This is a genomic window from Pontibacter sp. BAB1700 (genome assembly GCF_000277005.1).
GTDB lineage: Bacteria > Bacteroidota > Bacteroidia > Cytophagales > Hymenobacteraceae > Pontibacter > Pontibacter lucknowensis.
Window position 1 is genome coordinate 1 of sequence record NZ_AKIS01000028.1, and the last position, 26085, is coordinate 26085.

Here is a 26085-nt window from a genome sequence, read left to right on the forward strand (position 1 = left end):
TATAATTAATGGATGGTTAAGTTAAATTGTTGGTTCACAGATGCCGATAACAAAAATGCCCCAGTTCTATAGAACTGGGGCATTTTTGTTAACCTCCTCGGAAGGGCAGGGGTGGGTTAAAGCAGTATAGATAAAAAATCAGCGATTCGATCCGCTGTTGCCATTACCGGCACCACGGCTTGATTCCTGACGCTGTTGCTGCATCGGGTTCGGCTGCTGCTGACGATTCTGCTTGAACAGGTCGAAGCGGGAAGGAGCCATGCGGCGTGGGTAGCTGTTGTTGGACAAGTCGGTGTCGGCAGTTTGCAGGAACGGATCCAGCGTGAAGCTAACCACCGGCTTTTCGGTTACAAATACCTTGGTCACTTCTTCGTTGTTATAGCGCCAGATCTCGGCAGGTATGTTCACCACTTCGTCGGTACCGTCTTCGTACTCCATGCGCACGATAAGCGGCATCACCAATCCGCCGAGGTTCCTGAAACCTACTTCATAGAAGTTCAGACCAGAGTCCAGCACTTTTTTCTCGTTATCTGACAGCGAAGCATAGAATTTCTGGTAACGCTCTTTGTCGGTGGCAGTAGTAGCCAGTGGATCGTACTTGTTGTAGAAGTCAGCCAGTTCAGGGCGCTCATCCAAACGGGTCCGCTTGATGTCCTGCAGGTTGCGCTGCTGCGAAAGCGTCTGCGGTGCCTTGTTCTGCTGCTCACGCTTCTGTGCGTTCACGAAATCGGGGTTCTGTGAGTCGATGGTAAACCATTTTACACCTTCGATGGCGATGTCTGTATGGTCGGTGGTGTAGAACCAGCCTCTCCAGAACCAATCGAGGTCCACGCCGGAGGCGTCTTCCATGGTGCGGAAAAAGTCAGCCGGCATCGGGTGCTTGAAGGCCCAGCGGTTAGCGTACTCTTTGAAAGCATGGTCAAATAGCTCGCGGCCCATTACTGTTTCGCGCAGAATGTTCAGGGCAGTAGCCGGTTTGCCATAGGCGTTGTTGCCAAACTGCAGTACCGACTCTGAGTTGGTCATGATCGGCACCTGTGTATTTTTGGCACTCTTCATATAGTCTACGATATTAGCCGGCTCACCACGGCGTGACGGATAGCCTTTCTCCCATTCCTGCTCAGCGATGTACTGCATAAAGGTATTCAGACCTTCGTCCATCCAGGTCCACTGGCGCTCGTCAGAATTGATGATCATCGGGAAGAAGTTGTGGCCCACTTCGTGGATGATCACCGTGATCAGGCCATACTTGGTGTTGGCTGAGTAAGTGCCATCAGCCTCCGGACGGTAGCCATTGAACGAAAGCATCGGGTATTCCATGCCGCCTACCGGGCCGTGCACCGAGATAGCCACCGGGTACGGGTAGTCAATCGTGTGTTTGGAGTATACCTTGAGCGTGTGTGCTACCGATTCGGTAGAGTACTGGCCCCAAAGCGGATTGGCTTCTTTCGGGTAGTAAGACATCGCCAGGATGTTCTGGTTGCCTACTTTCACGTTCATGGCATCCCAAATGAACTTACGGGAACTGGCCCATGCGAAGTCGCGCACGTTTTTGGCGCTGTATACCCAGGTTTTTTTGCCTTTCGCTTTGTTCTTCTCAGCCTGCGTAGCTTCTTCCTGCGTCACGATCAGGGTTGGCTTGTCGGCTTTGGCGGCATCGGCGAAGCGCTTCTGCTGCGCCGAGGTCAGCACCTGGCTGGCGTTCTGCAGCTCGCCTGTGGAGGCTACGATGTGGTCAGCGGGCACGGTAATGCTTACTTTGTAGTCGCCGAAAGGCAGCGCGAACTCACCGGCTCCCAGAAACTGCTTGTGCTGCCAGCCGTTCACGTCGTCGTACACGGCCATGCGCGGGAACCACTGTGCCATTTCGTACAGGTAGTTGCCGTCGCCCGGGAAATACTCGTAACCGCCACGGCCGCCGAGTGCCTTCTGGTCGTTAATGAAGTTAAACCAGTCGATGCTGAAGGTATAGGACTGCTTCGGCTTCAGCGGCGCCGGCAGGTCGATACGCATCATCGTGTTGTTGATGGTGTACTTCAAATCCTTGCCATTGCGGTCTTTCACGGCTCGTATCTTGTAGCCTCCATCAAAGGCTTCGCGTGTCAGGTGCTCCACGGCCGCAGTCGACATCCTGTCCTGCAGGGTGCCGGTCTGGGTTATGTTGCTCATCGACTTCGGCTCAAAGATGTTCTGATCTAACTGCACCCACAGGTAGGTGAGCACGTCTGGTGAGTTATTGGTATAGGTGATGGTCTCGGATCCGGTTACGGACTGGTTTTCGTCATTGAGTTCCACCTTGATGGTATAGTCGGCACGCTGCTGCCAGTACTGGTGACCGGGAGCTCCGGAGGCAGTACGGTAGGTGTTAGGAGTAGGCAGCTCCTGCCCAAGTTGGCCGAATTTGGTGTCCTGTGCCATGGCAATAAAAGGCCCGGCCAGCAAACCAAAAAGTGCCAATCCTCTGATTAGGTTTTTCATGTAAGGTATAAGGTGAGTTGAGATTAGTTTGAAGGTATAGACTTGGGTTGTCCTGTATTTATGAATGTCGGACTAGAAAATATTTGTTTCGATCATCAGGATCAGTGAAATGCCAGCTGCTGCACTGGAAAGCACCAAAATCCAGTCACGTTTTTTGGCTCGGAACAGATTCATCATCAGGAAACCAATTACCAGTAGGATGCTCACAATCAGAAGCTGCCCCAACTCAATACCAATGTTGAAGGCCAGGAGCTGCTGCCAAGTATCGCCGTTGCGACCGAGCATCGACTTCAGGAAGTTCGAAAAGCCCATCCCATGAATCAGGCCGAATGTGATCGCCAGCAGGTTGTGGAAGGACCAGATCGGGTGCTGCTTCGAGGCGGCACCGTTCAGCTTAAAGAAGTTGATGAAGCAAGTGAATAGGATCGTCACCGGTATCAAAAACTCAATGAGTGCAGTATCGAACTTGATGATGTTGAAGGTTGAAAGCGCTAGTGTGATGGAATGCCCGATGGTGAAGCTGGTGACAAGCGCTACCACCTGGCGCCAGTCGCTCAAGGTATAGATGGCACAAAGGGCCAGTAAAAAGAGCATGTGGTCGTAGGCTTTAAAATCAAAGATATGATGAAAGCCCAGTTCAATGTAGGTAGAGAAAACCGATGACACGATAGAAGTATATAAGGGTAGAATAACGGCTAAGGTGCAAATTAATGTTTAGCCGGGAAGTTTGCAACAGGGCGTAGACAGGTAAAGCCAGATAAATATATTTTGGTTTAAAAGACACTGGCATGCAGCCCCGACCATGGACAAGATAGCCTGACAGCGTATACCTGTACCCATGGCCTCGGTGGCTCCTATACCTTGCAGACGGTGCCTTGACAGAAATCTCAGTAACCAGCGGCCAAGATAATTGCGGGGAAATTCTGTAAATTCCCCACATGTTTCGGCACATCGGGCAACGGCGCAATTTCAGACACAACATAAAGCTTGCGGCACTGCTTTGCCTCACGGCTGGCTTTGTGAACATAGCCGGACTGCTGGCTTTTTCCGTGCTCACCACCAACGTGACAGGACATGCCGCCTATTTTGCCGAGAGCCTGTCGCATGGCGATTTCCGGCTGGCCCGCATCATCGGGCTATGGATGTTCCTATACCTGCTGGGGTCTTTTGCGACGAGCTTCTTCATCAGCCGGGTGGGCCGGGACCAAGTCTTCGCCTATACCATACCCATTCTGGCGGAAATCATCATCTTGCTGCTGAACGCCGTGTACGGTGAAAACTACGATGGCAGCACCGTGATGAAGGAGGTCTTTGCCGGTAGTCTGCTGTTTGCGATGGGGCTTCAGAACAGCATGGTGTCTATGATTTCCGGCTCCGTTGTCAGGACCACGCACCTCACAGGCATCTTCACAGACTTGGGCATCGATATGGCGACCGCCACCCTCCCCGGAGCGGCACAGAAGTCCGGTATTGGGCAACGCATCACGCTCCGGCTAGTCATCATTTTCTTTTTCCTGGCCGGGGCTGTGGCGGGCGGCTACCTCTACCCGATGCTCCAGTACTATACCTTTCTGGTGCCGGCCGCTATACTAGCCATCGCTATGTTCTATGACATCTCACGAGTGCGCATCAAGCGCGTCATACGGCAGCTGCGGTATCGATTTACTGCCTAGCCTTCTGCTACTCAGGGAGTCTTTTGCTGCTCCGTTAAGGCAGCCTTCTGAAAGAACAGCAGGTGATACTCCAACGCATTGCCCCAGTAGGCCCAGCTGTGGGCGCCGGGGCGCTCTATGTAGTCGTGCGACACCTTTTCGTATACCAGGCGGCGGTGCAGTTCGCGGTTGTCCTCTATCAGGAAATCATCCACGCCACAGTCAATGATCAGGTGCACCCCACTTTGCTTCAGCTGCGGCACCATGTGTACAATAGAGTTGGCTTTGTACACCTGCTCGTTTTCCGCTTTCGGACCTAGTACGGCCTCAATGCTGGGGAGTAAATTTTTGCGGTCTATACCTGATACATTGAGGGAGCCACTCATGCTGCCCGCTGCCAGGTATAGCTCCGGATGCCGTGCTGATAGGTATAGCGCCCCGTGTCCGCCCATGCTCAGGCCAGAGATAAAACGACCGCTGCGCTCCGATAAAGTTCTATACCTGTTCTCAATTTCCTGTCGGAGCTCCTGTGTGATAAACGTTTCATACTGGCTCGCTCTATCGACTGGGCTATCGAAATACCAACTGCCGAAGCCACCATCAGGTGTCACGATAATCAGTTGATACTTATCGGCCATGGTCTGGAGGAGGTCCTTCTGGGGTGGCACTTTGAGCCAGTTGCTGAAGTTGCCGCTGTAGCCATGCAACAGGTATAGCACCGGGTAAGGACCGTTCTTTTTCTTCTTGTAGCTGTCAGGCGTCACCACGCCAGCCTTCAGCGTCTTCTGCATTGAAGGGCTTTGGATGACCAGGGTGTCTACTTTTGCCTGGGCTGTAAAAAGAGCGAGTGTCAGGAGAAGAGCAAGGGTATAGCGTATGAGAGTCATCTTTTTGATCAGGAAGCTTGAACCTGCAAAATAGGCATTCGGAAGCAAAATGCTCAAATGCGGCGCTGTTTTCCTGCAACTTAGTTTGTGCCGGCCATACCTGCCTGTAAAGTTTCGGAGGGATGTGCGTATGAACATGTAAAACCAAAAAGAAGAACGATGCTCGAAATACTACCTGAAACCCACGATAACATACTGGCCGTGCGCGTGCGCGACAAGCTCACCATACCTGATTTCGACCAGTACCGCAACATGGTGCGTGACCTGATGCTCAAGAACGAGGAAACGCACATCTACTATGAAATGGTGGATGTAGACTGGATAAACCCAGTGGCGACGATCGAGAATGGCCTGTTCGATGTCATCCACGGACTAGACTACGGCCGTGTAGCCATGGTGGGGGAGAAGAAGTGGCAGGAGCTGTCGGCCAAGCTGGCCAGCACCGTAAAAAAACACGGCATCCGCTACTATGACCTGGCTGATAAGGAGCAGGCGATGAAATATGTACTGGAGGGGGACAACCCTACTCCAACTCCATAATATCCTCGTTCCAGAGCTCCGGCTTCTCTTTTATAAAGTCCTCCATCATCTCAATGCATTCCGGCAGGTTCAGGTCCACCACTTCCACGCCATGCGACTCCATAAACTCACGGGCGCCGCTAAAGGTCTTGGACTCACCCACAATCACCTTGGGTATCTTGAACTGCACGATCGTGCCGGCGCACATGTAACACGGCATCAGAGTGGAGTAAATGACGGTGTTGCGGTAGGAGCCGATGCGGCCGGCGTTGTTGAGGCAGTCCATCTCGCCGTGCAGAATGGGGTTGTTCTCCTGCACCCGCTTGTTATGCCAGTCGCGACTACTTTGCCGTCTTTCACCAGCACCGAGCCGATCGGTATACCGCCTTCGCTGCGGCCTTTCTTCGCTTCGTCTATCGCCAGTTGCATGAATTCGTCCATAGGTATGGGGCTTATTAAAATGTGGTGAATGTTCGTGCTTTGGGTACGGCTGCCCGCTACAGGTGGTTATAAAAACAAAAAGGCCTCCCCATACGGGAAAGCCTTTTGTTCAACTAAACTTTACTCTTAATACACAATCAATTCATTATTCGGTGGGCAGCTGAATGTCCACGTTATTGAAACGAATCTGACCGCCTTCTAGTACTGCTTCTACTACAGAATCTTTATTTATAGTGCCGGCCAATATCTCCTTCGACAGCTCGTTGAGCACCTGGCGCTGCAGCACACGCTTCAGCGGACGGGCACCGAACTGCGGATCGTAACCCTGCTCGCCCAGGTAATCCAGCACTTCGTCGGTTGCGATCAGTTTTATACCTGCCTCCTCCAGACGATCCTGGATGTGGCCGAACTGGATCGAAACTATCTTGCGGATATCTTCGCGGCTCAGCGGACGGAACATTACCAGTTCGTCAATACGGTTCAGGAACTCCGGTCTTACCGACTTTTTGAGCAACTCGAATACTTCGTCCTTAGTGCGCTCGATCACCTCATCGTGGTTGAACTCATCCATCTGCTCAAAGTTGCTCTGGATGATGTGCGAGCCGATGTTCGAGGTCATGATGATAATCGTGTTCTTGAAGTTCACCACACGGCCTTTGCTGTCAGTCAGACGTCCGTCGTCGAGCACCTGCAGCAGGATGTTGAACACATCCGGGTGCGCCTTTTCGATCTCGTCGAGCAACACCACGGAGTATGGCTTGCGGCGCACGGCCTCAGTCAGCTGACCTCCTTCGTCGTAACCTACGTATCCCGGAGGCGCACCAATCATACGGCTCACGGCATGGCGCTCTTGGTATTCACTCATGTCGATACGCACCATGGCGTTCTCGTCGTTGAACAGATAATCGGCAAGCGCCTTGGCCAGCTCGGTCTTACCCACACCGGTCGTGCCCAGGAAGATGAACGAACCGATCGGACGTTTCGGATCCTGCATACCGGCACGGCTTCGGCGCACGGCATCAGAAATGGCTTCGATGGCTTCTTCCTGACCTGCCACTCTTCGGCCCAGTTCGCGCTCCAGGTTAAGTAGTTTCTCACGATCGCTCTGCAGCATCTTGCTCACAGGTATACCGGTCCATTTGGCAACCACCTCAGCAATGTCTTCAGAGGTAACCTCCTCCTGAAGCATCGGGTTTTCACCCTGCATCTGGCGCACCTGCTCCTGCAGTTCCTTCAGTTTCGCTTCTGCTTCCTGAATCTTGCCATAACGAAGCTCTGCTACACGGCCGTAATCGCCGCTGCGTTCGGCCTGCTCAGCCTCCAGCTTATAGTTCTCGATGTTCTCCTTCTCCTTCTGAATGCCCTCGATGATTTGCTTTTCGTTCTGCCACTTGGCTTTCAGGTCATCTCGCTTGCCACTCAGGTCAGCGATCTCTTTGGAAAGCACCGCCTCTTTGTCCTTGTCATTCTCACGGCGGATCGCCTCACGCTCGATCTCCAGCTGCATGATGCGGCGCTGAATCTCGTCCAGCTCCACTGGCAGTGAGTCGATCTCGATGCGCAGTTTTGCAGCCGCCTCATCCATCAGGTCAATGGCCTTGTCGGGCAGGAAGCGGTCGGAGATGTAGCGGCTTGATAGCTCCACAGCAGAGATGATTGCATCGTCTTTGATGCGCACCCCGTGGTGTACTTCATATTTGTCTTTGATGCCGCGCAGGATCGAGATGGCGTCCTGTACGCTTGGCTCATCCACCATCACCGCCTGGAAACGACGCTCCAAGGCCTTGTCTTTCTCGATGTACTTCTGGTACTCTTTGAGTGTCGTCGCACCGATGGCATGCAGCTCGCCACGCGCCAAAGCTGGCTTGAGCAGGTTGGCCGCGTCCATGGCGCTCTCGCCGCCTGCACCGGCACCGATCAGGGTATGGATCTCGTCGATGAAGAGCACGATGTCTCCTTCGGCGTCCACCACTTCTTTGATCACTGCCTTTAGACGTTCTTCAAACTCGCCCTTATACTTGGCTCCTGCCACCAGCAGGCCCATGTCGAGGCTCATGAGCGTCTTGTTTTTCAGGTTTTCGGGTACGTCGCCGGCTACAATTCTTTGTGCCAGGCCCTCTACAATAGCGGTTTTACCCACACCAGGCTCACCCAGCAACACCGGGTTGTTCTTGGTGCGGCGGCTCAGGATCTGCAGCACGCGGCGGATCTCTTCGTCGCGGCCGATCACCGGGTCGATCTTACCATTGCGGGCCATCTCGTTCAGGTCGCGGGCGTAGCGCTTGAGCGAGTTATACTTCGCCTCTGCATTCTGGTCGGTTACTTTGGCACCGCCACGCAGTTCCTTAATGGCTTTTTTGAGATCTTTTTCATTGAAGCCCACATCCTTCATAATGCCGGACACCTTGTCGCGGCCTGCCAGCAGACCCAGCAACATATGTTCGATGGCCACATACTCGTCGCCGAACTCTTTCAGGTATGATGTGGCCTTTTGCAAGGCAGCTGCTGCATCGTTCGCCAGGTATGGACTGCCGCCGCTCACTTTCGGGTAAGCAGCAACCGTCTCATCCAGCTTGGTGTGCAGGATGTTGCCGTTAATGTTTAGTTTTTTAAGCAGAAAGCTGGTAACGTTCTCGTCCGTCTCCAGAATCGCTTTTAAAATATGCCCGGTCTCGATAGCCTGCTGCTGAAATCCGCCTGCTATCTCAGTGGCCTTTTGAATGGCCTCCTGGGCTTTGATGGTATAGTTATTAAAGTTCATATCCCTACTTGTTTCCCCTTAGTTTTAGTTCTACGAGCATCACAGCAAAGGATACACCAATGGGATTTAAAGATGATTTTACTGAAATAATGGCAGGTTTTGGGTTGGGATCTATACAAGAAACCGCCAAATTGTCTGAATCAGGATTTTCAGAATTAGAAAGGATGGACAGAATTGATAATGTCTGTTTGTATTGTCTTGCTCGCCAAATGAATTAATGACCTTAGTTATGGAAGTATAGGCAAATTGGGTAGGTAAATATAGGAGTTATAAGTATGTATCTGATTAGAATTTCATTTAATAGGTCTGTTGTTGAAAACCTTTTTGTATTGAAGGCTAAGTGCTCCGAAGTTTATCAGCAGGCCGATAGGATAGTTATAGGCCACGGTATAGTTCTTTGCCTGAGCTAGGTGGATGTCCTCAAGATTAACGATGGTTTTTAGCTCTACAACTACGGTGTCCTCTACAATAAAATCAGCTCTTCTGCTACCAACCTCTGCTCCATCATAATAAATTGTGTGTTCCTTCTCTCTTTCAAAGCCAAGTCCTGCTTTTTCAAATTCTATAGCAAGGCAGCGTTGATAAATCACTTCCTAAAATCCACTCCCAATGGTATTAAGAACCTTCATCGCGCATCCTATAATTTTGAACGTGATATCATCAGTTTGCTGCATAGTTTATGGTGTCATTGTTTAAATCTCTAAATCTCTAAATCTATAAAGACATTATCAATCCTGTCCATCCTTTCTAATTCTGAGAATCCTGATTCAGACAAGCTTTTTGAACACCGCCGCGTAGTGGTCTGCCAACCTCGTTGGCTCTGGCAATTTATACTTCGTTGCACAAGTCAGCGCAATCTCGGTAGCAGATGGCAGGTCCATCAGGTGGCCCGGCGAGACAAACACAGGCTTCACGTTGTCCTTGGTGCGCAGCACGTTTCCGACCAGTTCGCCTTTGTGCTCCAGCGGCGAAACAGAGCCTTTTAACGTATCGGGCTCCTTATACTTGCCAACCAGCACTTTTTTGGCTACACCCATCGTTGGCTTATTAAGTTGCAGTCCTAAGTGGGTGGCTATACCTAAGCGGCGGGGGTGGGAGATGCCGTGGCCGTCTACCATGATCAGGTCGGGCTTCTGTTGCAGTTTCTCATAGGCCTTGAGTAGATTAGGCGCTTCCCGGAAAGACAGAAAGCCGGGAACGTAGGGCAGCTCCACCTCACCATAGTGCCATACCTTCTCGAGCACTTCCAGTTCCGGGTACGATAGCAGCACAAAAACCGAAAGTATATGATCCTCCCCCACAAAAGAAGAGTCACAACCGGCGATCAGCTTCAGGTCAAAATCGGGCTTCTGGATAATGATCCGCTTCTGCATTTCCCGTTGCTGCTCGGTTAGGCGGGCAAGCAGGGCAGGGTCGGGAGCAGGTTGGTCGAAACGACGGTAGTAGGGCATGGGGGATTTAGTGATTTAGGGAATGAGTGGTTGAGTGAATGTTTTTTGATTGAGATTACGTCAGGTAGGTCTGGCAGTTTAATTTCCTGTATTTCTTTCGTTGCTTCTCCCTTAGGATAAGTTTGAGTGAAGATTGGTTTAGGCTCTTCTCATTCAATCGTTCAACTACTAAATTATAACTCACTCAATCACTCCCTCACCAACTCACTCAATAAATCACGCACTGCAGGGGTGGATCAGTTTGGCGAAAAGCAAGCGCCATTGTCCGTCTACAGGGCCAAAGTGAAACTCAAAGGAAGTAGCCGTGTGCAACACTGATCTTTGCACAAGAGGCAGGGTGGCCTTGATCTGCCTGATCTCGGTATCTGAGAGGCTGGCTTAGTCCCAGTAGCCGCTTTGCTGAAATTTAGAGGGTCCTGAAACGAAACAGCCCTCTTTGCTGTAGCCCGATTGGCCTTGGTCGTAGTCCATGTCGGCACAGTCAAACGAGGGCCATGCCTCTTCCTGCAGATCACAGGTTTTTACCTCATCGCCAACAGTAAAAAAAGACCTGTTCTGAAACTCCCGCTTGAAATCATTGATGTCCGTAACGTGCGTCATTTTAGGCATGGCTCCAGGCTGCTCGATGACCCAAAGCCCATGGTCTGGGTGGATGAACTGATTGAGGATGTTGGCGTCAGATGCCTGCAAGGATGTCAGGAAGACGGAAAAGGCCTGCGCAAAAGCCATGGTATCCTGATTTGGTACGATTCCTCTACGGAGATGCTCTTCCTGAACCTCTTCCAGCCGCTGATGCTCATTTGCCCGCTGCTCTGCCATATTCTGCTCTGAGTCGCCGGACCCACAGGATGTTGTACCTGGTACCAGTAGCAGGCAAGCCATAAAAGTAAAGATAGTACTACGCATAGGTCTCGATTCTAGGTATAGCTACTATACGCTGTTTTGAGCCGTACGGCTTATACCTGAGGGCTTTGGCAAACACCGTATTTTAACTATTGCTATTTCAAGACGTAAATCAAACTGAAGCTTTACAAACGAAAACAAACTAAATGGCAAATTTCATATTCAACGATAGTGTACAGATAGAGGCTGGGAATGTGCGGCTCATCGGCGACCTGGCTGTGCCGGAAAATGCAAAGGGACTGGTGATTTTCTCGCATGGTAGCGGCAGTAGCCGACTCAGTTCACGCAACCGCTTTGTGGCAGACCATCTGCAGCGCTCCCGATTTGCAACTCTGCTGTTCGATCTGCTCACCGAAGAGGAGGACCAGCGGCAGGAGAACCGATTCGACATTCAACTGCTCACGACGCGCCTGATCGACGCAGTGAATTGGGTGCAACATCAGGAGCATGTCCAAAACCTGCGCATCGGACTATTTGGAGCCAGCACCGGAGCAGCCTCTGCCATAAGCGCTGCTGCTGCTTTGGGAGCAGACATAATTGGCGCTGTTGTAAGTCGCGGTGGACGCCCCGACTTGGCTAATGAAGTGCTGGCCGATGTGCAAACCCCGACGCTGCTGATCGTGGGAGGACTGGATGAAGAGGTATTAGAGCTAAACAAGCGGGCGCAGGACCAGATGCTTTGCCTCAAAGACCTGGAGATAGTGCCCGACGCCACCCACTTGTTCGAAGAGCCGGGAGCACTGGAAATGGCAGCCCAACTGGCAACTGACTGGTTCCGGAAATATCTGGAGCCCGGCAAACAGCACCCGTTGAGAGAGAGATAGTTGGTGAATGAGTGATTGTTTTTAAATAATGGATTGATGATTCGGTTGTTAGAAAGTAATACCCAGTTCAACATGATTCACCAATCAGAATCCCCTGCTGGAAACTCATTAAACCACTCATACACTCAATCACTCAATAAAATAAGAAACCATGGAAACGATACCCAACAGGCAGGTAGCTGCGGAGATGCTGGCCGATAGGCTGGAGCATTACAAAGGGCAGAAAGGAGTGGTGTTGGCTATACCTAGGGGAGGAGTGCCCGTGGCAGCACCTATCGCCAAGCGACTGGATATGCCACTGGATGTGATCGTGTCCAAGAAGATAGGCCACCCGGCTAATCCGGAGTTTGCGATAGGAGCCGTGAGCCTGGAGGATGTGGAGGTGGATAACAGGTCTGATGTACCAGAAGAATACATACAGGCTGAGGTTGAGCGTATAAAAACAAGCCTGCGTCAAAAGTATAAGTTATTTATGGGCGATCGGCAGCCCGTTGACCTTCGCGACCGCATCGTAATCATTGTGGATGATGGTATTGCAACCGGCAAAACGCTGTTGTCTACCGTGAATATGGCCCGGCATAAGCAGCCCCGCAAGATTATTGTAGCTGTGCCCGTAGCTCCACAAGCTGCAATTGCACAGTTCGAGGCTATTGTGGACGAGGTGGTATGTCTGCTGGTACCCCCTTTCTTTCAGGCGGTGGGGCAGTTTTATGAAGAGTTCGGGCAGGTAAGCGACGAAGAGGTGATACGCCTGCTCAGGCAACAAGGTAATAGTCAGTAGGTATAGGCTGAGTTTAACGATCGACGAGCAGGTGGCGAATAAAGGCCCTGCCCGGTAGTGTAGCCCGAACCATATACATCACACCGTCACTCAGTTCTGCGGTGTTGAGCAGTTGTATGAAATTCCCCCGATTGTCAGCTTCTGCTTCAAACTCCTTTACAAGTTTTCCTTCCAGGGTATAGATCGAAATACTGAACTTCTCCATAGGCTGCAATGCCAGCATTTGGACCGTGACCGGGCTATCGCTTTTGGTGCGGGTTGGGTATACGCGCATCTCTTCCGTAGTGGCCTGCATCAGGCTCACAGCCAGCACCGGCGAGAAATTATCTGTGCCATCAAAATCTACCTGGCGGAGGCGGTAGTAGTTCACACCATTGCCAGCTTCTGTGTCCTGGAAGGTATAGCTCTGAGGTAAGGAGGTAGTGCCTGAACCTTCTACACGACCAATGACAGCAAACTCTGTAGCAGTTTGGCTGCGCTGTACTTCGAAATAAGCGTTGTCCTGCTCCGAAGCAGTTTCCCAATCCAGCTGTACGCCGCTTTGGGTCGGCTTGCCTTTGAAACTGTGCAGCTCGACCGGAAGCGGAATGATAATCTCGTTCATAATGGCCTCAAACCAAACCTGGGCCATTTTTTCCATGCCACTATCGTTCGGATGAATACCGTCATAGGTGTCTTTCCCTTCTCTTGCATCAAAATCGGTGTTTTGATCTACTAATATAATGGGAGGACCATCAGAGGATTGCCCATTTGCTATTGCTTCGATTTGCTGATTTAATAGCTGGATGTTTTGAGCTTTAGTCGGTCCAACTACCTGGCCGTCTGCTGGAATTAATTTAGCTAGGAAGACAGTAACTCTTGGAGATTTCTCATGAATTGCATTGATTACGGCTTCTATTTCTTCTACAGTACCATCTATATCCTGATCAGAGAACATGTCGTTTGTGCCGAGGTGCATCAAAACAATGTCCGGTTTGTAGGTGTCTGCCCACTGTGCTATGTTGATCAGGATCTGGTCGGTGGTCCAGCCCCAATGTCCTTCATGTCTGTTACTAAATGATTGTCCCTCGTAATCTTCAAAATCAGGGGTACCACCATTATTCTCTGTTTGAGAACCCACAAAATCAAAGTTTACGCCTGAGTCAATCAGCTTTTTCCACAGTGGGTACCTATAGCTAACAAAATCCATGTCCCCCTGCGTAATTGAATTGCCCAAAGGCATGATTTTGACTGGCTGGGCTTGAGGATAGGCATCTAAACCAATGAGCAGGAGAAGGAGAAGGGTATAAGCGTGTTTTCGGTAGTGGTTGAGAAAGGGGAGCATAGAGCTGTAAGCTAAGTGATTGGTACTAAGTAGCTCATAAAACGTGCGCAACCCTATTGAGTTGCGCCTATGAGTGGACTTCAGGTGCTACTCTCCTGACTCTCTGCGATGGCGTTGTGCAGCTAAACTGTACAATGTCTCTTCATTCGCTTTGATGGCATCATACCAACGCTTAGCGATAAATTTCTCGCCGGCAGTGTTAGGGTGCAGCGAATCATAGGTATAGGTGTCAGGATTGTAACCGGTATTGATGTCCACGACTATAATTGGAGATTTCTGAGTTGAAAGCCGTGAAGCCAGTTCAGGTATAAGGGATACAAAATGCTGTGTAGAATCAACGTTGGCGTAAGTGGAAGGTATAGGTGTGATCTTGGCCAGCATGATAGCGACGTTTTCGTTATCTGCACGCAACAAACCGATGATCTGTTCTATCCGCTCCAGAGTGCCCTTTGTCGTCTTGCTATGAATCATGTCATTTGTACCCAGGTGCATGAGTACCACATCAGGCGTGTAGCCTTTAAGCCAATCACTTAACTTTCCTTTGTCACGCTTGTACTGGGTGGGTTTTTCGTAACCATTCAGCATGTCACTGGTCGTCCAGCCCCAGTGACCTTCATGCTTGTTAGAAAATTTAGCGCCTTTATATTCCTGCCCGATTACAGGCGAGGCTGCATCGGCACTCCGTTCCGGGTTGGTTGCATCAAAGTGCCAGTTCGTATCCATAGAGCCTACAAACTCAAAGTCCAGTCCGGCATCCACCAGCATTTTCCAGAGTTCGTACCGGTAACTGGGATGCGTTTCACCTCCCTGCGTAATGGAATTGCCCAAAGGCAGGATTCGAAGCGGGGACTCTTCCAGTTGGGGTTCTATTTCTTCTTCTGTCTGATTATCTGTGCAGGCGGTAGAAAATAGGATAAATGAAAGAAATAATAAATAGCTATAGTTAATCTTAAATTTCGAAAACATATCTAAGGGTACAAATTTCTGATAAGGTAAGCACATTGGCTAAAAACGAGAAGTATAAAATTCGGTTGCATTTGAGTGAGGGGTGGGACCTTATAATTGTCCAATTTTGCAAAAAAGAAGAGCTTGGAGAATGATGCAAATGAAACACCGGGCGAAGGTTTAGCCTTATCGAAAAAGACTCTTATATTTGCTTCTTAAACTAGCGCAGGGGAATTGTTGGCTCGCCAGCCAGGAAATGGCGGCAGGCTATGAGCTCCGAAATTAACTAATTAAACACTGACCTAAATGACGACAAAAACATCCAGAATCATCTATACTATCACAGATGAAGCGCCTGCCCTGGCTACGCGCTCTTTCCTGCCGATTGTGCAGGCTTTCACCAAAGCCGCCGACATCGAAGTAGAAACAAGAGATATTTCCCTGGCGGGCCGTATCATCGCTACTTTCCCGGAAAACCTTTCTGAAGAGCAGAAGCAGTCGGACGACCTGGCCTACCTTGGCGAACTGGCTAAAACTCCTGAAGCCAATATTATTAAACTTCCAAACATCAGCGCCTCTATTCCGCAGCTGACAGCGGCTATCAAAGAATTGCAGTCTCAAGGCTATAACATACCTGACTATCCGGCTGATCCGAAAAACGACACAGAGAAAGACGTAAAAGCACGCTACGCGAAGATCCTCGGTAGCGCCGTGAACCCGGTTTTGCGCGAAGGTAACTCTGATCGCCGCGTGGCCGATGCTGTGAAGCAATACGCCAAGAAGCACCCGCACTCGATGGGCAAGTGGTCATCTGACTCTAAAACGCACGTAGCCCACATGACAGGAGGCGACTTCTACGGCAGCGAGCAGTCAGTAGTAGTTGATAAGGCTACCGATGTACGCATCGAGTTCGTTGGCACAAACGGCGAAACCAAAGTGCTGAAAGACAAAGTAGCCCTGAAAGCCGGCGAAGTGATGGACTCTTCTGTGATGAGCCGCAACGCCCTGCGTTCTTTCCTGGAAAAGGAAATTGCTGAGGCCAAGGAGCAAGGCATTCTGTTGTCACTGCACCTGAAGGCAACCATGATGAAGGTGTCTGACCCGATTATGTTCGGTCATGCGGTAACCGTTTTCTTCAAAGAGACTTTCGAGAAGCACGGCGCTACATTCAAAGAAATCGGCGTGGATGCCAACAACGGTCTTGGCGATGTGTATGCGAAGATCCAGAACCTTTCTGAAGACAAGCGAGCCGAAATCGAAGCCGACTTGAAAGCGGAGATGGCGAAGCGCCCTGAACTGGCGATGGTGAACTCTGACAAAGGCATTACCAACCTGCACGTACCAAGCGACGTGATTATCGATGCCTCTATGCCAGCGGCTATCCGTTCGTCTGGACAGATGTGGGGACCTGATGGCAAACTGCATGACACCAAAGCGATCATTCCAGACCGCTCTTATGCGCAGATCTACCAGGAAGTGATCCAGTTCAACAAAGAGAACGGTGCTTTCGACCCGACCACCATGGGCACGGTGCCAAACATCGGCCTGATGGCGCAGAAAGCCGAAGAGTACGGCTCGCACGACAAAACCTTTGAAATGACTGCCGCTGGTACTGTTCGCATGGTGGATGCCGATGGCAACACTTTAATGGAGCAGAAGGTAGAGGAGGGCGATATCTTCAGAGCCTGCCAGACGAAAGACCTTCCTATTCAGGACTGGGTGAAGCTGGCGGTAACAAGAGCGCGCATTACAAATACACCAGCTATCTTCTGGCTGGACCCACAGCGCGCCCACGATGCCAACCTAATTAAGAAAGTAGAGAAATACCTGCAGGACCACGATACCAACGGTCTTGAGATCAAGATCATGTCGCCGGTAGAGGCCATGCGCTATACCTGCGAGCGTGCCAAAGCGGGCAAAGACACGATCTCAGTTACGGGCAACGTACTGCGTGACTATCTGACCGACCTGTTCCCGATTCTTGAATTAGGCACAAGCGCCAAAATGCTTTCTATCGTTCCGTTGCTCGATGGCGGTGGATTGTTCGAAACTGGTGCCGGTGGTTCTGCACCGAAGCACGTGGAGCAGTTCGTAGAGGAGAACTACCTGCGTTGGGATTCGCTGGGTGAGTTCCTGGCCTTGGCAGTATCGCTGGAAGACCTGGCTTACAAGACTAAGAACGAGAAGGCGGAAGTACTGGCAGAAGCTCTAAATCAGGCGAACGCCAAATTCCTGGAGAACGACAAGTCGCCATCACGCAAAGTAGGCGGTATCGACAACCGTGGTAGCCACTTCTACCTGGCCATGTACTGGGCGCAGGCATTGGCTGAGCAGACCAAAAACCAGGAGCTGAAAGACCGCTTCACGAAACTGGCGCAGGAACTGACCGATAACGAGCAGAAGATTGTAGATGAGCAGATCGCTGCCCAAGGCAAGCCGGTTGACATCGGCGGGTACTACCACCCGAACGAAGAGAAAACCAGCAAAGCCATGCGTCCGAGTGAGACCTTGAATAAGGCTTTAGGTAACTTCTAGTCTAAGGTTTAAAGTTTAAAAGAAAGGCTGCCTGAGCGATCGGGCAGCCTTTCTTTTAAACTATTAACTTTGAAGCTAGACGCTAGCCATAGTTTGGAGCACAACGGCGACCTGAGAAGCAACAATGGAAGAGCAATACCCACCGTTCGAACCTTTCGATAGCACAGACGACCCGGAGTCGCTGTTTGCTGCATACCTTGCTTCCCAGCCACAGATAACCGGAGCTTCTTCTGATTCCAGAACGATCATTGTAATAGGCAGGCACCGCTATTATAACCTGTTCAGTGCCCAGCTTGTCTCTTGCAGCCTTAGCAGCACTGGTGAACTCAAAGCCCCTTTTACGGTCCTTAATCCGTTGGAACAGGTATGGCGAACTGATAAGCCAGACGAGTTGAAGTTCTATAGCGCCATTGCCCGCTTTCAGAGTTTTTACGAAAAGTCAGCTACAGATACAGCCAGTCTGAAGGCGCTGGTGCGTAACCCGCTCCGCTATGCCTTTTACCTGCATGATAGCAATGTCTCCGAGAAAATAACGCCTCGCTCTATTGCGCCTGTTCAGGTCACGCAGCCACAGATGGATTTCAAAGTGCGCATTGGGCTGAACAGCGACGTGTTTAGCGTTACCAGCGATTTGTTTATAAACGGCACTTACTATCCCCTAAGTCGTATCCATGTTCGGTATGAACATTTCCTGGTGGCCGATAATGCCTGGTATCTGTGCACCAACCCACATTTGCCAGCTGTGATAGCCTATTTCAAAAAGCACGATGGCGAGCTTCAACTGCCACACGATGCTTTTTTGAAGTTCCAGCAGCAGGTTCTGGCCAAAATGGAGTCACATGTGCCCGTGGAGCATACCTATCTGAAGCCTGCCACTAAAGTCCAGCTACGCAGCAAAGGTTTTAACCAGCCGCTGGAAAAGCTGCTATACCTGATCGAGTCGGAGAACTATGTGTTGCTGCAGCCTTTCATGCGTTACGGCGAAATCGAGATCCCGCTGCTGTCGAATAAGCTGATCTATGATCAGGATAATATGGGCAGGCCTTTTTTTGTAGCGCGTAACACCGAGATGGAAGCGGCCTTCACCAAATTGCTGATTCAACAGCACCCGCACTTCTGGGAGCAGCTGGATAATATGCTCGATTACTTTTACCTGCACAAAGACAGGTTCCTGGACGAGGCGTGGTTTCTCGATGCCTTCGACAACCTGGCGGCGCATGGGGTTACTATCCTTGGCTTTAATGACCTGCAGGGGAATAAACTCAACCAGCACAAAGCCGCTGTTTCCATCAACGTGGACAGTGGTCTAAACTGGTTCAATGTAACGGTTCAGGTAAAATTCGGTCGCAAAAAAGCATCGCTCAAGCAGCTGAAGAAGTCCGTCGTGAACAAAAGCAGGTATGTGCTGCTCGACGACGGCACGATGGGCATTATACCTGAAGAATGGCTCCAGCGACTGCAGCTCTATTTCGAAACGGGCGCGGTGGTAAGTGAGGAGGAACTGCAGATCCCTAAAACGAACTTTGCGGCGCTCACGGAGTTGTTCGAGGACTACATGCTGGACGAGCAGGTGCACAAAGAGCTGTGGTGGTACCAGGATCAGCTGAACAACGTGGAGAAACTGGCCCCGGCTCCTATACCTGCAGGATTGCAAACCACTTTGAGACCATACCAGTGGCAAGGGCTCAGCTGGCTCAACTTTTTAGATGACCTGCAGTTTGGCGGCTGCCTCGCCGACGATATGGGCCTGGGTAAAACAGTCCAGATTATCGCCTTTATACTGTTATTGCGCGAAAAAAGGGAGCGACAAACACACCTGCTGGTCGTACCGACATCGCTTATATCAAACTGGCAGGCAGAGCTGCAGCGGTTTGGCCCATCTCTACAAGTGCACGTACATCATGGCCCGAACAGAGCAAAAGATACGGCTGCTTTTCAGGAGTATGATGTTGTCATCACGACCTATAACACCCTGCTCTCTGATATTGTCTTTCTAAAGAAGTATCTGTTTGGCTATACCTTCCTGGATGAGTCGCAGAACATTAAAAACCCGAACTCGCAGCGCTACAAAGCGGCCTGCCTGCTGCAGTCCTATAACAGAGTAGTGCTCACAGGTACGCCTTTCGAGAACAACACCTTTGACATTTACGCGCAACTTTCCTTTGTCAATCCGGGTTTGCTAGGCACCAGAACCTACTTCAGGAATACCTATTCCATGCCCATCGATAAGTTTAAGGATAGGCGAAGTGCGCAAGCCTTACAGGAAAAGATTGGCCCCTTTGTGCTGAGAAGAACAAAGGCCGAGGTAGCCAGAGAGCTCCCCGACAAAACAGAGATGATTCTGTATTGCGAAATGGGAGAGGAGCAGCGCAAGGTATACGACACTGCCGAGCAGGAATTCAGAGACTACATCAACGCCAGCGGGGAAGAGGAGCTGACAAAGCACCCAATGCATGTGTTGCGTGGCATCACCAAACTGCGCCAGATCTGCAACTCGCCTCTACTCATCGGCGATGCCAAGCTTTTTACGGATACATCTGCTAAAATTCAGGTGCTCATGCAGCAGATTCAGAATGTAGCGCGGCATCACAAGGTGCTGGTATTCTCTCAGTTTGTAGGGATGCTGGATTTGATCAAGGAGGAGTTAATAAAGGAAAATATCAAGTACTCTTACCTCACCGGCAGCACCCGCAATAGGGGCGAGGTCGTAGATCAGTTCCAGGCAGACGAGGAGATTCGTGTGTTCCTGGTGAGTCTGAAAGCTGGCGGAACGGGACTGAATTTAACAGCAGCCGATTACGTGTTTCTGGTAGACCCATGGTGGAACCCAGCCGTAGAGAATCAGGCGATTGACCGCAGCTACAGAATCGGGCAGGCGAAGAAGGTGATCGCCGTGCGCCTTATTTGTCCCAACACCGTGGAGGAGAAGATCCAGATCCTGCAACAGAACAAATCGAAGCTCGCCACTGATCTGGTAACGGCTGACAATAGCTTCTTCAGGTCGCTTACCAAAGATGATTGGCTGAACTTAAGTAGTAATAGCAGTAGCAAATAAGAACTAAGTCTTTAGCCAATGTCCTTTCTTCAGGGGATGCCCATGGTTTGAGAGAGGCCGCCACCAAGTCTACTGGAGAAGAGTTCAGTTTGCTACGAGTTGGCGGAGTTGGTTTGCTGAGTGCTATTATAAAAGTTGCCAAAGCGCTTACTCCTACTAATAATGAGGTATTTACGGCCTGGCAGGGCATGCAGTATATGCGTGACATGTTCACAGGGCTTCCTAAACTCGAGCCGCTCGATAACGACCGCTACCCTGAGATTAAATGGACCAGTGTAGCAGAAGTGCTGGCTACAAGGAAATAAGCTCAACTGCATGCGGATTAAATTAAACAAAAGCGGCAGCCCAACCAGGCTGCCGCTTTTGTTTACAAGGTATAGCACGAAGGCTTAGTACCCAAATACTTCCTCTAGTGATAGTTGCTTCACTTTGCCGTATTTCTCCAGCTCTTTGAAGTTCAATCTATCTTTTGAGCCGATTACCAGAATTGCCTGTGGCTGGCCGCTCACAAATTTCTTCTGGAAGGCCTGCAGTTGGTCGAAGGTCAGGCTGTTGGCACTTTCATATACGTCTTTGCGGATGTCATAATCCAGGCCGAGGCGCTTGGCTCGCTCATAGTCAAATAGGATGGACGACTTAGTGATGCGCTCTGAAGAGATACTATTACGCAACGAAGCTTTCGCAAGCTCGAAATTCTGATCGGCTAGTGGCATGTTTGTCAGGAGCTCCTGCATACCTGCCATCGCCTCCGGCAGCTTGTCTGACTGTGTGCCGATGTAGGACATGATGTAGTTCGAACGGTCTTTCTTGGCGGCTGTACTGTAGCTGGAATAAGCAGAGTAGGCGAGCGCCTTTGACTCACGCAGCTCCTGGAATACGATCGAGCTCATGCCTGCTCCGAAGTACTGGTTGTACAGACGGATCGTCGGTACCATGGCTTTGTTAAAGGCATCTGCTTTTGTCAGGAACATCAGTTCGGCCTGCACCATGTTATAATCTACCCAGTATACCATCGGCTGCTTGATGTCCAGTTCGGCGTATACCTTCTCGGTAGGAACCGGCTTCAGTTTGGCTGGCACGATGTGGCCGGCATTAAGTGTTGCTACCAGTTTATCTGTTTCACGTGGGCCATAGTACAGCACGCGGTGCTCGTAGGTCGGGATGCTCTTAATAAGATTCACCAGTTCCTGTGGCTTCACAGCCTTCAGTTCCTTCTCCGACAGCACCGATGTGAACGGATTCTTAGGTCCGTACTTCGCATAGTTCACTAACGCCTGGTTCAGGATCACGCCTTTGTTCAGCTTCGCGTCGTTGCGGGCCTTCAGCATTCCCTGTACCATGTCATCCAGTGCTTTCTGGTCAGCTTTCGGGTTTTGCAGCACACTCTCAAACAAAGCCAGCGCCGGCTCAAAGTTCTCGTCAAGGCCAGACAGTGAAACGTATACCTGGTCGCCTGAAGCAGACACGTTGAAAGAAGTGCCCAGCTTGTAGAACTCCTTCTTCAGCTCTTCAGCGGTATACTTGTCGTTGCCCAGGAACTTGAGGTAATTCACAGCCATACCCAACTTCGGGTCGTTGTCGCTGCCCATGTCCAGGATGTAGTACATCTGGAACAGGCCGTTTTCGTTGTTCTTCGTGTACAGTAACGGAATATCGTTTTTCAGTTTCGCCTCTTTGATGTCAGTCTTATAGTCTACAAACACAGGCGAAAGTTCAGAAGGGCCTTTGGCCATGAAATCGCTGTAGTAAGCTGACTGCGCCTCACGGTTTACAGGTACCGGTGTGATGCTTGGTTTTTCTACTTTTAGGCTAGCTGCGTTTTTGTCGGTGCGCTTGTATACCTGCACATAGTTGTTGTTGAGGTATTTGTTGGCAACGGCCATCACATCCTGCTTCGTGATCTTGGCAAATTCCTCCGGACGGTTCACATAGTCTGCCCACGGAATGTCATAGATAAATGCCGTTACAAAGGCATCGGCACGCTCTGAGTTGCGCTCGTAGGCACGCATCAGGCTGATCTTGTTGTCGTTGATGATGGCCGGGATCAGGTCATCGTCAAACTTGCCTGCTTCACCAATTCTACCTGCGCCAACAGCATGTCTTTTACTTCATCCAGACTCTGGCCCTGGCGTGGCGAACCACCCAAACGGAACACAGAGTAGTCTTTCATCTGATTGTCATAGCCATAGGCCTGCAACACCTTCTGCTGCTGGTTCAGGTTCAGGTCGATCAGACCAGCCTGCCCGTTGTAGAGGATGGCACTGATCATGCTCAGCACCTGCGCGTCGCGTGAGCTCATGCCCGGGAAGCGGTAGGCAATCGAGATGTTCTCAGCGCTTGGGCCTGTCACTTCTTTCACGATCGGCTTTGCGATTGGCTGCTCCTGTGCTACGTTAAAAGTAGGAGCGGTGCCAGGCTTCAGTTTGCCGAAGTGCTCATCAATCATGCGGATCGTTTGGTCAAAATCGATGTCACCGCTCAGTGCGATGGCCATGTTGTTCGGCACGTAGTAAGCATCAAAATACTTCTTGATCTCTGTGATCGACGGGTTTTTCAAATGCTCGATGGTACCGATGGTGGTTTGCGTGCCGTACTGGTGGGTTGGGAACATGGCCGCGTTCAGCGTCTCCATTACTTTCCAGCCGTCGTTGTCGAGGGTACGGTTTTTCTCTTCGTACACTGCCTCCAACTCTGTGTGGAACAGGCGGGGCACGAGTTCACCGAAACGGTGTGCTTCGAGGGCTACCCAGCGCTCTAGTTGGTTGCTCGGAACGTCATTGGTATACACTGTCTGCTCCACAGAGGTATAGGCATTCGTTCCTTTGGCTCCGATCGCTCCCAGTATCTTGTCGTACTCGTTTGCCACGGCATAAGTAGCTGCCACGCCAGAGATGGAGTCGATCTGGTGGTAGATTTTCTTGCGCTGTGCCGGATCGGTGGTGTTGCGATGCTGCTCATACAGTGCTTCGATCTTGTCGAGTTCTGCTTTTTCCTTTTCCCAGTCCTGTGTACCAAGCTGGCTGGTGCCCTTGAACACCATGTGCTCCAGGTAGTGGGCCAAACCGGTGGCATCAGCAGGGTCGTTTTTAGAGCCTGCACGCACCGCTATGAAAGTCTGCACACGCGGCGCATCTTCATAATCTGTCAGGTATACCTTCAGGCCATTGTCCAGGGTATAGACGCGGGCGTTTAGCGGGTCATTTGGGACGGTCTCGTATTTATACTCCTTCTGCGCAGAGGAGGCTACCGCACTGTCAGTGGCTGACGATGTTTGGTAAGTTTCGTTTTTGCATTGCGTGAGCGTGAGCGCCGACGCAACCAGAAACAACGATAATCCTTTTTTCATGGGTTTTTAGTTAGGATACAGTATAGGGTACAGCAAAACAAACAGGTTGAGTCACGAAGCTTCCTTGAAGAAAACCTCATGACTCACCTTGTGTTTTAATTAGAACTTTACAAATATAAAATTTTTCCTGAATTAGAAGTCAGTGTCCAGGCCGAAGCGTTGCTTCAAATCGACGAGCACCGGATATTTCTCGGCCAGGTAGTTGAATTTGTCCTGTGAAGTATAAAGTTTGTTTCCTTCCTGTACTTCCATTACCTCAGCCCTCAGCTTGATACTCCGGTTGCCGGTCTGTGATTTCAGTTCACGGAGTATTTCAGGGCGCAGGCTCGTGAACTGATCCATCATCACGTGGTTCTCCAGGTGCAGGATAATCTCGTTGTCCTCGCCGATGTGGTACTGTCGATTCAGGAGGGTATACTCCATCATGTTCTCTGCCTTCTTGCGGCGCAGAATGGCATGCCACACTGTCTTAAGGCGGTCTGCATCTACCGGCATGACAGCACCGTAGCTGGTTTCATCTTCTTCCTCCGCTACAGCCACCTCGGCTACTGCTGCAGGTGGGTTCTGCAGATCTTTCAGACTTGGCAGTTTGCCCAGCTTCTTCTGTGGTGGCACAGGTATAGATGGGCGCTTCACGACTGGTTCGGGAGCTGCCTGTGCCTGAGGCGGTGTCAGGTGAGCGTCTGGTGTGACCTGCTGCGGCTTAGGAGGCTGCTGCAAATCCTGCGACGGCACATGGCCCTGCTGGTGCGGCTGCTGCAAGCCAACGGAAGGCACGCCACCGCCTTGCATGGCAGCCGAAGGCACTGTGCCGGCAGTTGACTGCTGCATCGTTGCAGAAGGTATAGCCGGGGCACCTGCAGGTTTGGTAGCGGCTGGTGCCGGGGCTGCTACCTTAGCTTTTTTTAATTCGGCTCCTTCCTGCGCAAAACTAAAGGCCGCGTTCAGGTGCGCCATTTTCATCAGGCACAGCTCTACGTGCAGGCGTTGGTTTTTGCTGCTCTTGTAATTGGTATCGCAGGTGCTCACCAGGTTCAGTCCCGAAAGCAAAAACGAAACCGATGACTTCTGCGACTGCTCCGCATACTTGGCTTTGATGTTATCAGACACCTCCAGTAGCTGCACTGTCTGTGGGTCTTTGCACACGAGTAAGCTGCGGAAGTGCTCACCTATACCGATCAGGAAGTTGTGGGCATCAAAACCATTTTTCAGGATCTCGTCAAACAGCAGCAGCGAGCCCGACAGGTTCTGCTCCAGCAGGTGGTCTGTCAGGCGGAAGTAGTAGTCGTAATCCAGGATGTGCAGGTTCTCGACCGTAGCCTTGTAGGTCACGTTGCTGCCCGAGAATGTTACCATCTGGTCGAAGATTGACAAAGCGTCGCGCAGTGCTCCGTCTGCTTTCTGCGAGATCAGGTGCAGGGCATCGGGTTCTGCTTGTATACTTTCCTTTTGGGCGATATTACCCAGGTGGCGCACCATGTCCTCAATCCGGATTCTGTTGAAGTCGAAGATCTGGCAGCGCGACAGAATAGTTGGTATAATCTTGTGGCGCTCGGTGGTCGCCAGGATGAAAATAGCATAGGCAGGCGGCTCCTCCAGCGTCTTCAGGAAAGCGTTGAAGGCCTGGTTTGAGAGCATGTGCACCTCATCTATGATGTAGATCTTGTATTTGCCGGTCTGCGGAGCGTAGCGCACCTGCTCCACCAGGTTTCGGATGTCCTCCACAGAGTTGTTGGAGGCAGCATCGAGCTCGTGTATGTTGAACGAGCTGTTGCTGTTGAAGCTGCGGCACGATTCGCACTCGTTGCAGGCCTCTACCTCCGGGGTGATGTTCTGGCAGTTAATGGTCTTTGCCAGGATACGGGCACAGGTTGTCTTGCCCACGCCACGCGGTCCACAGAACAAAAAAGCCTGCGCCAGATGATGGCTGCTGATAGCGTTTTTGAGGGTGTTGGTGATATGGAGCTGTCCCACCACGCTGTCGAACGTGGACGGACGGTATTTACGCGCTGATACTACAAAATTTTCCATTACTACAAAGATAATCAATCTGAAGCTCAGATGGGAGAGCTTTTTATCCAGTAGTTTTCCAAGGGTTTATCCACAAAGTTGATTCTATAACACAGGGTGTTTAAAAGGGGGATGTGTTTTGTATTATATATTAATTCTAATCCAATTCATAT

20 protein-coding genes and 1 pseudogene are annotated in these 26085 nt (G+C 50.8%); 8 read left to right on the forward strand and 13 right to left on the reverse strand.

All coding sequences use genetic code 11. From position 1 onward, the window contains the following. Positions 1 to 138: 138 nt before the first annotated feature. Positions 139 to 2478 (reverse strand): M1 family metallopeptidase, encoded by a 2340-nt coding sequence (locus tag O71_RS04205; protein ID WP_007653543.1) that lies wholly within the window; start codon positions 2476 to 2478, stop codon positions 139 to 141. 72 nt (positions 2479 to 2550) lie between these two features. Beyond that, positions 2551 to 3144: a HupE/UreJ family protein gene (locus O71_RS04210; protein ID WP_007653545.1), complete on the reverse strand. Its 594-nt coding sequence runs from the start codon at positions 3142 to 3144 to the stop codon at positions 2551 to 2553. Positions 3145 to 3416: 272 nt separating this feature from the next. On the opposite strand from O71_RS04210, the gene O71_RS04215 reads away from it, so the two are divergent. Continuing rightward, positions 3417 to 4151, forward strand: coding sequence for a YoaK family protein (locus tag O71_RS04215; RefSeq protein WP_007653547.1), 735 nt, complete (start codon positions 3417 to 3419; stop codon positions 4149 to 4151). An 11-nt stretch (positions 4152 to 4162) separates the two neighbouring features. Here O71_RS04215 and O71_RS04220 read toward each other — a convergent pair whose 3' ends face one another. Continuing rightward, positions 4163 to 5074 (reverse strand): alpha/beta hydrolase family protein, encoded by a 912-nt coding sequence (locus tag O71_RS04220; RefSeq protein WP_007653549.1) that lies wholly within the window; start codon positions 5072 to 5074, stop codon positions 4163 to 4165. A gap of 102 nt (positions 5075 to 5176) precedes the next feature. Here O71_RS04220 and O71_RS04225 point away from each other — a divergent pair, with 102 nt between their 5' ends. Then, positions 5177 to 5557 carry an STAS/SEC14 domain-containing protein gene (locus O71_RS04225; protein WP_007653550.1) on the forward strand — a complete coding sequence of 127 codons (381 nt, stop codon included), beginning with the start codon at positions 5177 to 5179 and terminating at the stop codon, positions 5555 to 5557. 88 nt (positions 5558 to 5645) lie between these two features. Here O71_RS04225 and O71_RS25140 read toward each other — a convergent pair. Both O71_RS25140 and clpB read right to left on the reverse strand, forming a co-directional pair. Further along, positions 5646 to 5977: pseudogene (locus O71_RS25140) on the reverse strand (nucleoside deaminase); the annotation flags it as partial. Positions 5978 to 6122: 145 nt separating this feature from the next. Further along, positions 6123 to 8738: an ATP-dependent chaperone ClpB gene (gene clpB, locus O71_RS04235; RefSeq protein ID WP_007653553.1), complete on the reverse strand. Its 2616-nt coding sequence runs from the start codon at positions 8736 to 8738 to the stop codon at positions 6123 to 6125. 59 nt (positions 8739 to 8797) lie between these two features. Here clpB and O71_RS23685 point away from each other — a divergent pair, with 59 nt between their 5' ends. After that, positions 8798 to 8956, forward strand: coding sequence for a hypothetical protein (locus O71_RS23685; protein ID WP_155800502.1), 159 nt, complete (start codon positions 8798 to 8800; stop codon positions 8954 to 8956). Positions 8957 to 9031: 75 nt separating this feature from the next. Here O71_RS23685 and O71_RS04240 read toward each other — a convergent pair whose 3' ends face one another. From O71_RS04240 to O71_RS04250, 3 genes are all read right to left on the reverse strand, one after another. After that, positions 9032 to 9328, reverse strand: coding sequence for a GxxExxY protein (locus O71_RS04240; RefSeq protein ID WP_007653555.1), 297 nt, complete (start codon positions 9326 to 9328; stop codon positions 9032 to 9034). A 177-nt stretch (positions 9329 to 9505) separates the two neighbouring features. Further along, positions 9506 to 10189 (reverse strand): deoxyribonuclease V, encoded by a 684-nt coding sequence (gene nfi / locus O71_RS04245; RefSeq protein WP_007653557.1) that lies wholly within the window; start codon positions 10187 to 10189, stop codon positions 9506 to 9508. 378 nt (positions 10190 to 10567) lie between these two features. Then, positions 10568 to 11095 carry a hypothetical protein gene (locus tag O71_RS04250; RefSeq protein WP_007653560.1) on the reverse strand — a complete coding sequence of 176 codons (528 nt, stop codon included), beginning with the start codon at positions 11093 to 11095 and terminating at the stop codon, positions 10568 to 10570. Positions 11096 to 11238: 143 nt separating this feature from the next. On the opposite strand from O71_RS04250, the gene O71_RS04255 reads away from it, so the two are divergent. Further along, entirely contained in the window at positions 11239 to 11916 is a 678-nt protein-coding gene (locus O71_RS04255; protein ID WP_007653561.1) for a dienelactone hydrolase family protein, read from the forward strand. Between the two features lie 151 nt (positions 11917 to 12067). Continuing rightward, positions 12068 to 12697, forward strand: coding sequence for a phosphoribosyltransferase (locus tag O71_RS04260; RefSeq protein WP_007653563.1), 630 nt, complete (start codon positions 12068 to 12070; stop codon positions 12695 to 12697). 13 nt (positions 12698 to 12710) lie between these two features. Here the strand turns inward: O71_RS04260 and O71_RS04265 are convergent, their stop codons facing one another. Further along, on the reverse strand, positions 12711 to 14021 hold the full coding sequence (locus O71_RS04265) for an SGNH/GDSL hydrolase family protein (RefSeq protein WP_007653565.1): 1311 nt from the start codon (positions 14019 to 14021) through the stop codon (positions 12711 to 12713). A gap of 87 nt (positions 14022 to 14108) precedes the next feature. Beyond that, positions 14109 to 14987, reverse strand: a complete 879-nt coding sequence (locus tag O71_RS04270) for an SGNH/GDSL hydrolase family protein (protein ID WP_007653567.1) — start codon at positions 14985 to 14987, stop codon at positions 14109 to 14111. A gap of 285 nt (positions 14988 to 15272) precedes the next feature. Here O71_RS04270 and O71_RS04275 point away from each other — a divergent pair, with 285 nt between their 5' ends. The 3 genes from O71_RS04275 to O71_RS04285 all read left to right on the forward strand — a co-directional run bounded on the left by O71_RS04275 (position 15273) and on the right by O71_RS04285 (position 20861). Continuing rightward, positions 15273 to 17501, forward strand: coding sequence for an NADP-dependent isocitrate dehydrogenase (locus tag O71_RS04275; RefSeq protein ID WP_007653569.1), 2229 nt, complete (start codon positions 15273 to 15275; stop codon positions 17499 to 17501). A 124-nt stretch (positions 17502 to 17625) separates the two neighbouring features. Continuing rightward, the gene (locus tag O71_RS04280; RefSeq protein WP_007653572.1) at positions 17626 to 20556 is read left to right on the forward strand and encodes a DEAD/DEAH box helicase; all 2931 of its coding nucleotides are present in this window, start codon (positions 17626 to 17628) and stop codon (positions 20554 to 20556) included. A gap of 47 nt (positions 20557 to 20603) precedes the next feature. Continuing rightward, positions 20604 to 20861 carry a hypothetical protein gene (locus tag O71_RS04285; RefSeq protein WP_192811634.1) on the forward strand — a complete coding sequence of 86 codons (258 nt, stop codon included), beginning with the start codon at positions 20604 to 20606 and terminating at the stop codon, positions 20859 to 20861. Positions 20862 to 20945: 84 nt separating this feature from the next. On the opposite strand, the gene O71_RS25145 is transcribed toward O71_RS04285, so the two are convergent. From O71_RS25145 to O71_RS04295, 3 genes are all read right to left on the reverse strand, one after another. Beyond that, positions 20946 to 22565: a pitrilysin family protein gene (locus O71_RS25145; protein ID WP_007653576.1), complete on the reverse strand. Its 1620-nt coding sequence runs from the start codon at positions 22563 to 22565 to the stop codon at positions 20946 to 20948. A 35-nt stretch (positions 22566 to 22600) separates the two neighbouring features. Beyond that, positions 22601 to 23902 (reverse strand): pitrilysin family protein, encoded by a 1302-nt coding sequence (locus tag O71_RS25150; RefSeq protein WP_007653578.1) that lies wholly within the window; start codon positions 23900 to 23902, stop codon positions 22601 to 22603. 132 nt (positions 23903 to 24034) lie between these two features. After that, positions 24035 to 25933, reverse strand: coding sequence for a DNA polymerase III subunit gamma/tau (locus O71_RS04295; protein WP_040573621.1), 1899 nt, complete (start codon positions 25931 to 25933; stop codon positions 24035 to 24037). Between the last annotated feature and the right edge of the window lie 152 nt (positions 25934 to 26085).

Excerpts from the sequence above, each read along its gene's own strand:
- clpB (WP_007653553.1), bottom strand. The coding sequence starts at position 8,738 with ATGAACTTTAATAACTATACCATCAAAGCCCAGGAGGCCATTCAAAAG.
- O71_RS04255 (WP_007653561.1), top strand. The coding sequence starts at position 11,239 with ATGGCAAATTTCATATTCAACGATAGTGTACAGATAGAGGCTGGGAAT.
- nfi (WP_007653557.1), bottom strand. The coding sequence starts at position 10,189 with ATGCCCTACTACCGTCGTTTCGACCAACCTGCTCCCGACCCTGCCCTG.
- O71_RS25145 (WP_007653576.1), bottom strand. The coding sequence starts at position 22,565 with ATGCGTGCCTACGAGCGCAACTCAGAGCGTGCCGATGCCTTTGTAACG.
- O71_RS04225 (WP_007653550.1), top strand. The coding sequence starts at position 5,177 with ATGCTCGAAATACTACCTGAAACCCACGATAACATACTGGCCGTGCGC.
- O71_RS04280 (WP_007653572.1), top strand. The coding sequence starts at position 17,626 with ATGGAAGAGCAATACCCACCGTTCGAACCTTTCGATAGCACAGACGAC.
- O71_RS23685 (WP_155800502.1), top strand. The coding sequence starts at position 8,798 with ATGGGATTTAAAGATGATTTTACTGAAATAATGGCAGGTTTTGGGTTG.
- O71_RS04260 (WP_007653563.1), top strand. The coding sequence starts at position 12,068 with ATGGAAACGATACCCAACAGGCAGGTAGCTGCGGAGATGCTGGCCGAT.
- O71_RS04275 (WP_007653569.1), top strand. The coding sequence starts at position 15,273 with ATGACGACAAAAACATCCAGAATCATCTATACTATCACAGATGAAGCG.
- O71_RS04215 (WP_007653547.1), top strand. The coding sequence starts at position 3,417 with ATGTTTCGGCACATCGGGCAACGGCGCAATTTCAGACACAACATAAAG.
- O71_RS04295 (WP_040573621.1), bottom strand. The coding sequence starts at position 25,933 with ATGGAAAATTTTGTAGTATCAGCGCGTAAATACCGTCCGTCCACGTTC.
- O71_RS04205 (WP_007653543.1), bottom strand. The coding sequence starts at position 2,478 with ATGAAAAACCTAATCAGAGGATTGGCACTTTTTGGTTTGCTGGCCGGG.
- O71_RS25150 (WP_007653578.1), bottom strand. The coding sequence starts at position 23,902 with ATGAAAAAAGGATTATCGTTGTTTCTGGTTGCGTCGGCGCTCACGCTC.
- O71_RS04265 (WP_007653565.1), bottom strand. The coding sequence starts at position 14,021 with ATGCTCCCCTTTCTCAACCACTACCGAAAACACGCTTATACCCTTCTC.
- O71_RS04250 (WP_007653560.1), bottom strand. The coding sequence starts at position 11,095 with ATGCGTAGTACTATCTTTACTTTTATGGCTTGCCTGCTACTGGTACCA.
- O71_RS04270 (WP_007653567.1), bottom strand. The coding sequence starts at position 14,987 with ATGTTTTCGAAATTTAAGATTAACTATAGCTATTTATTATTTCTTTCA.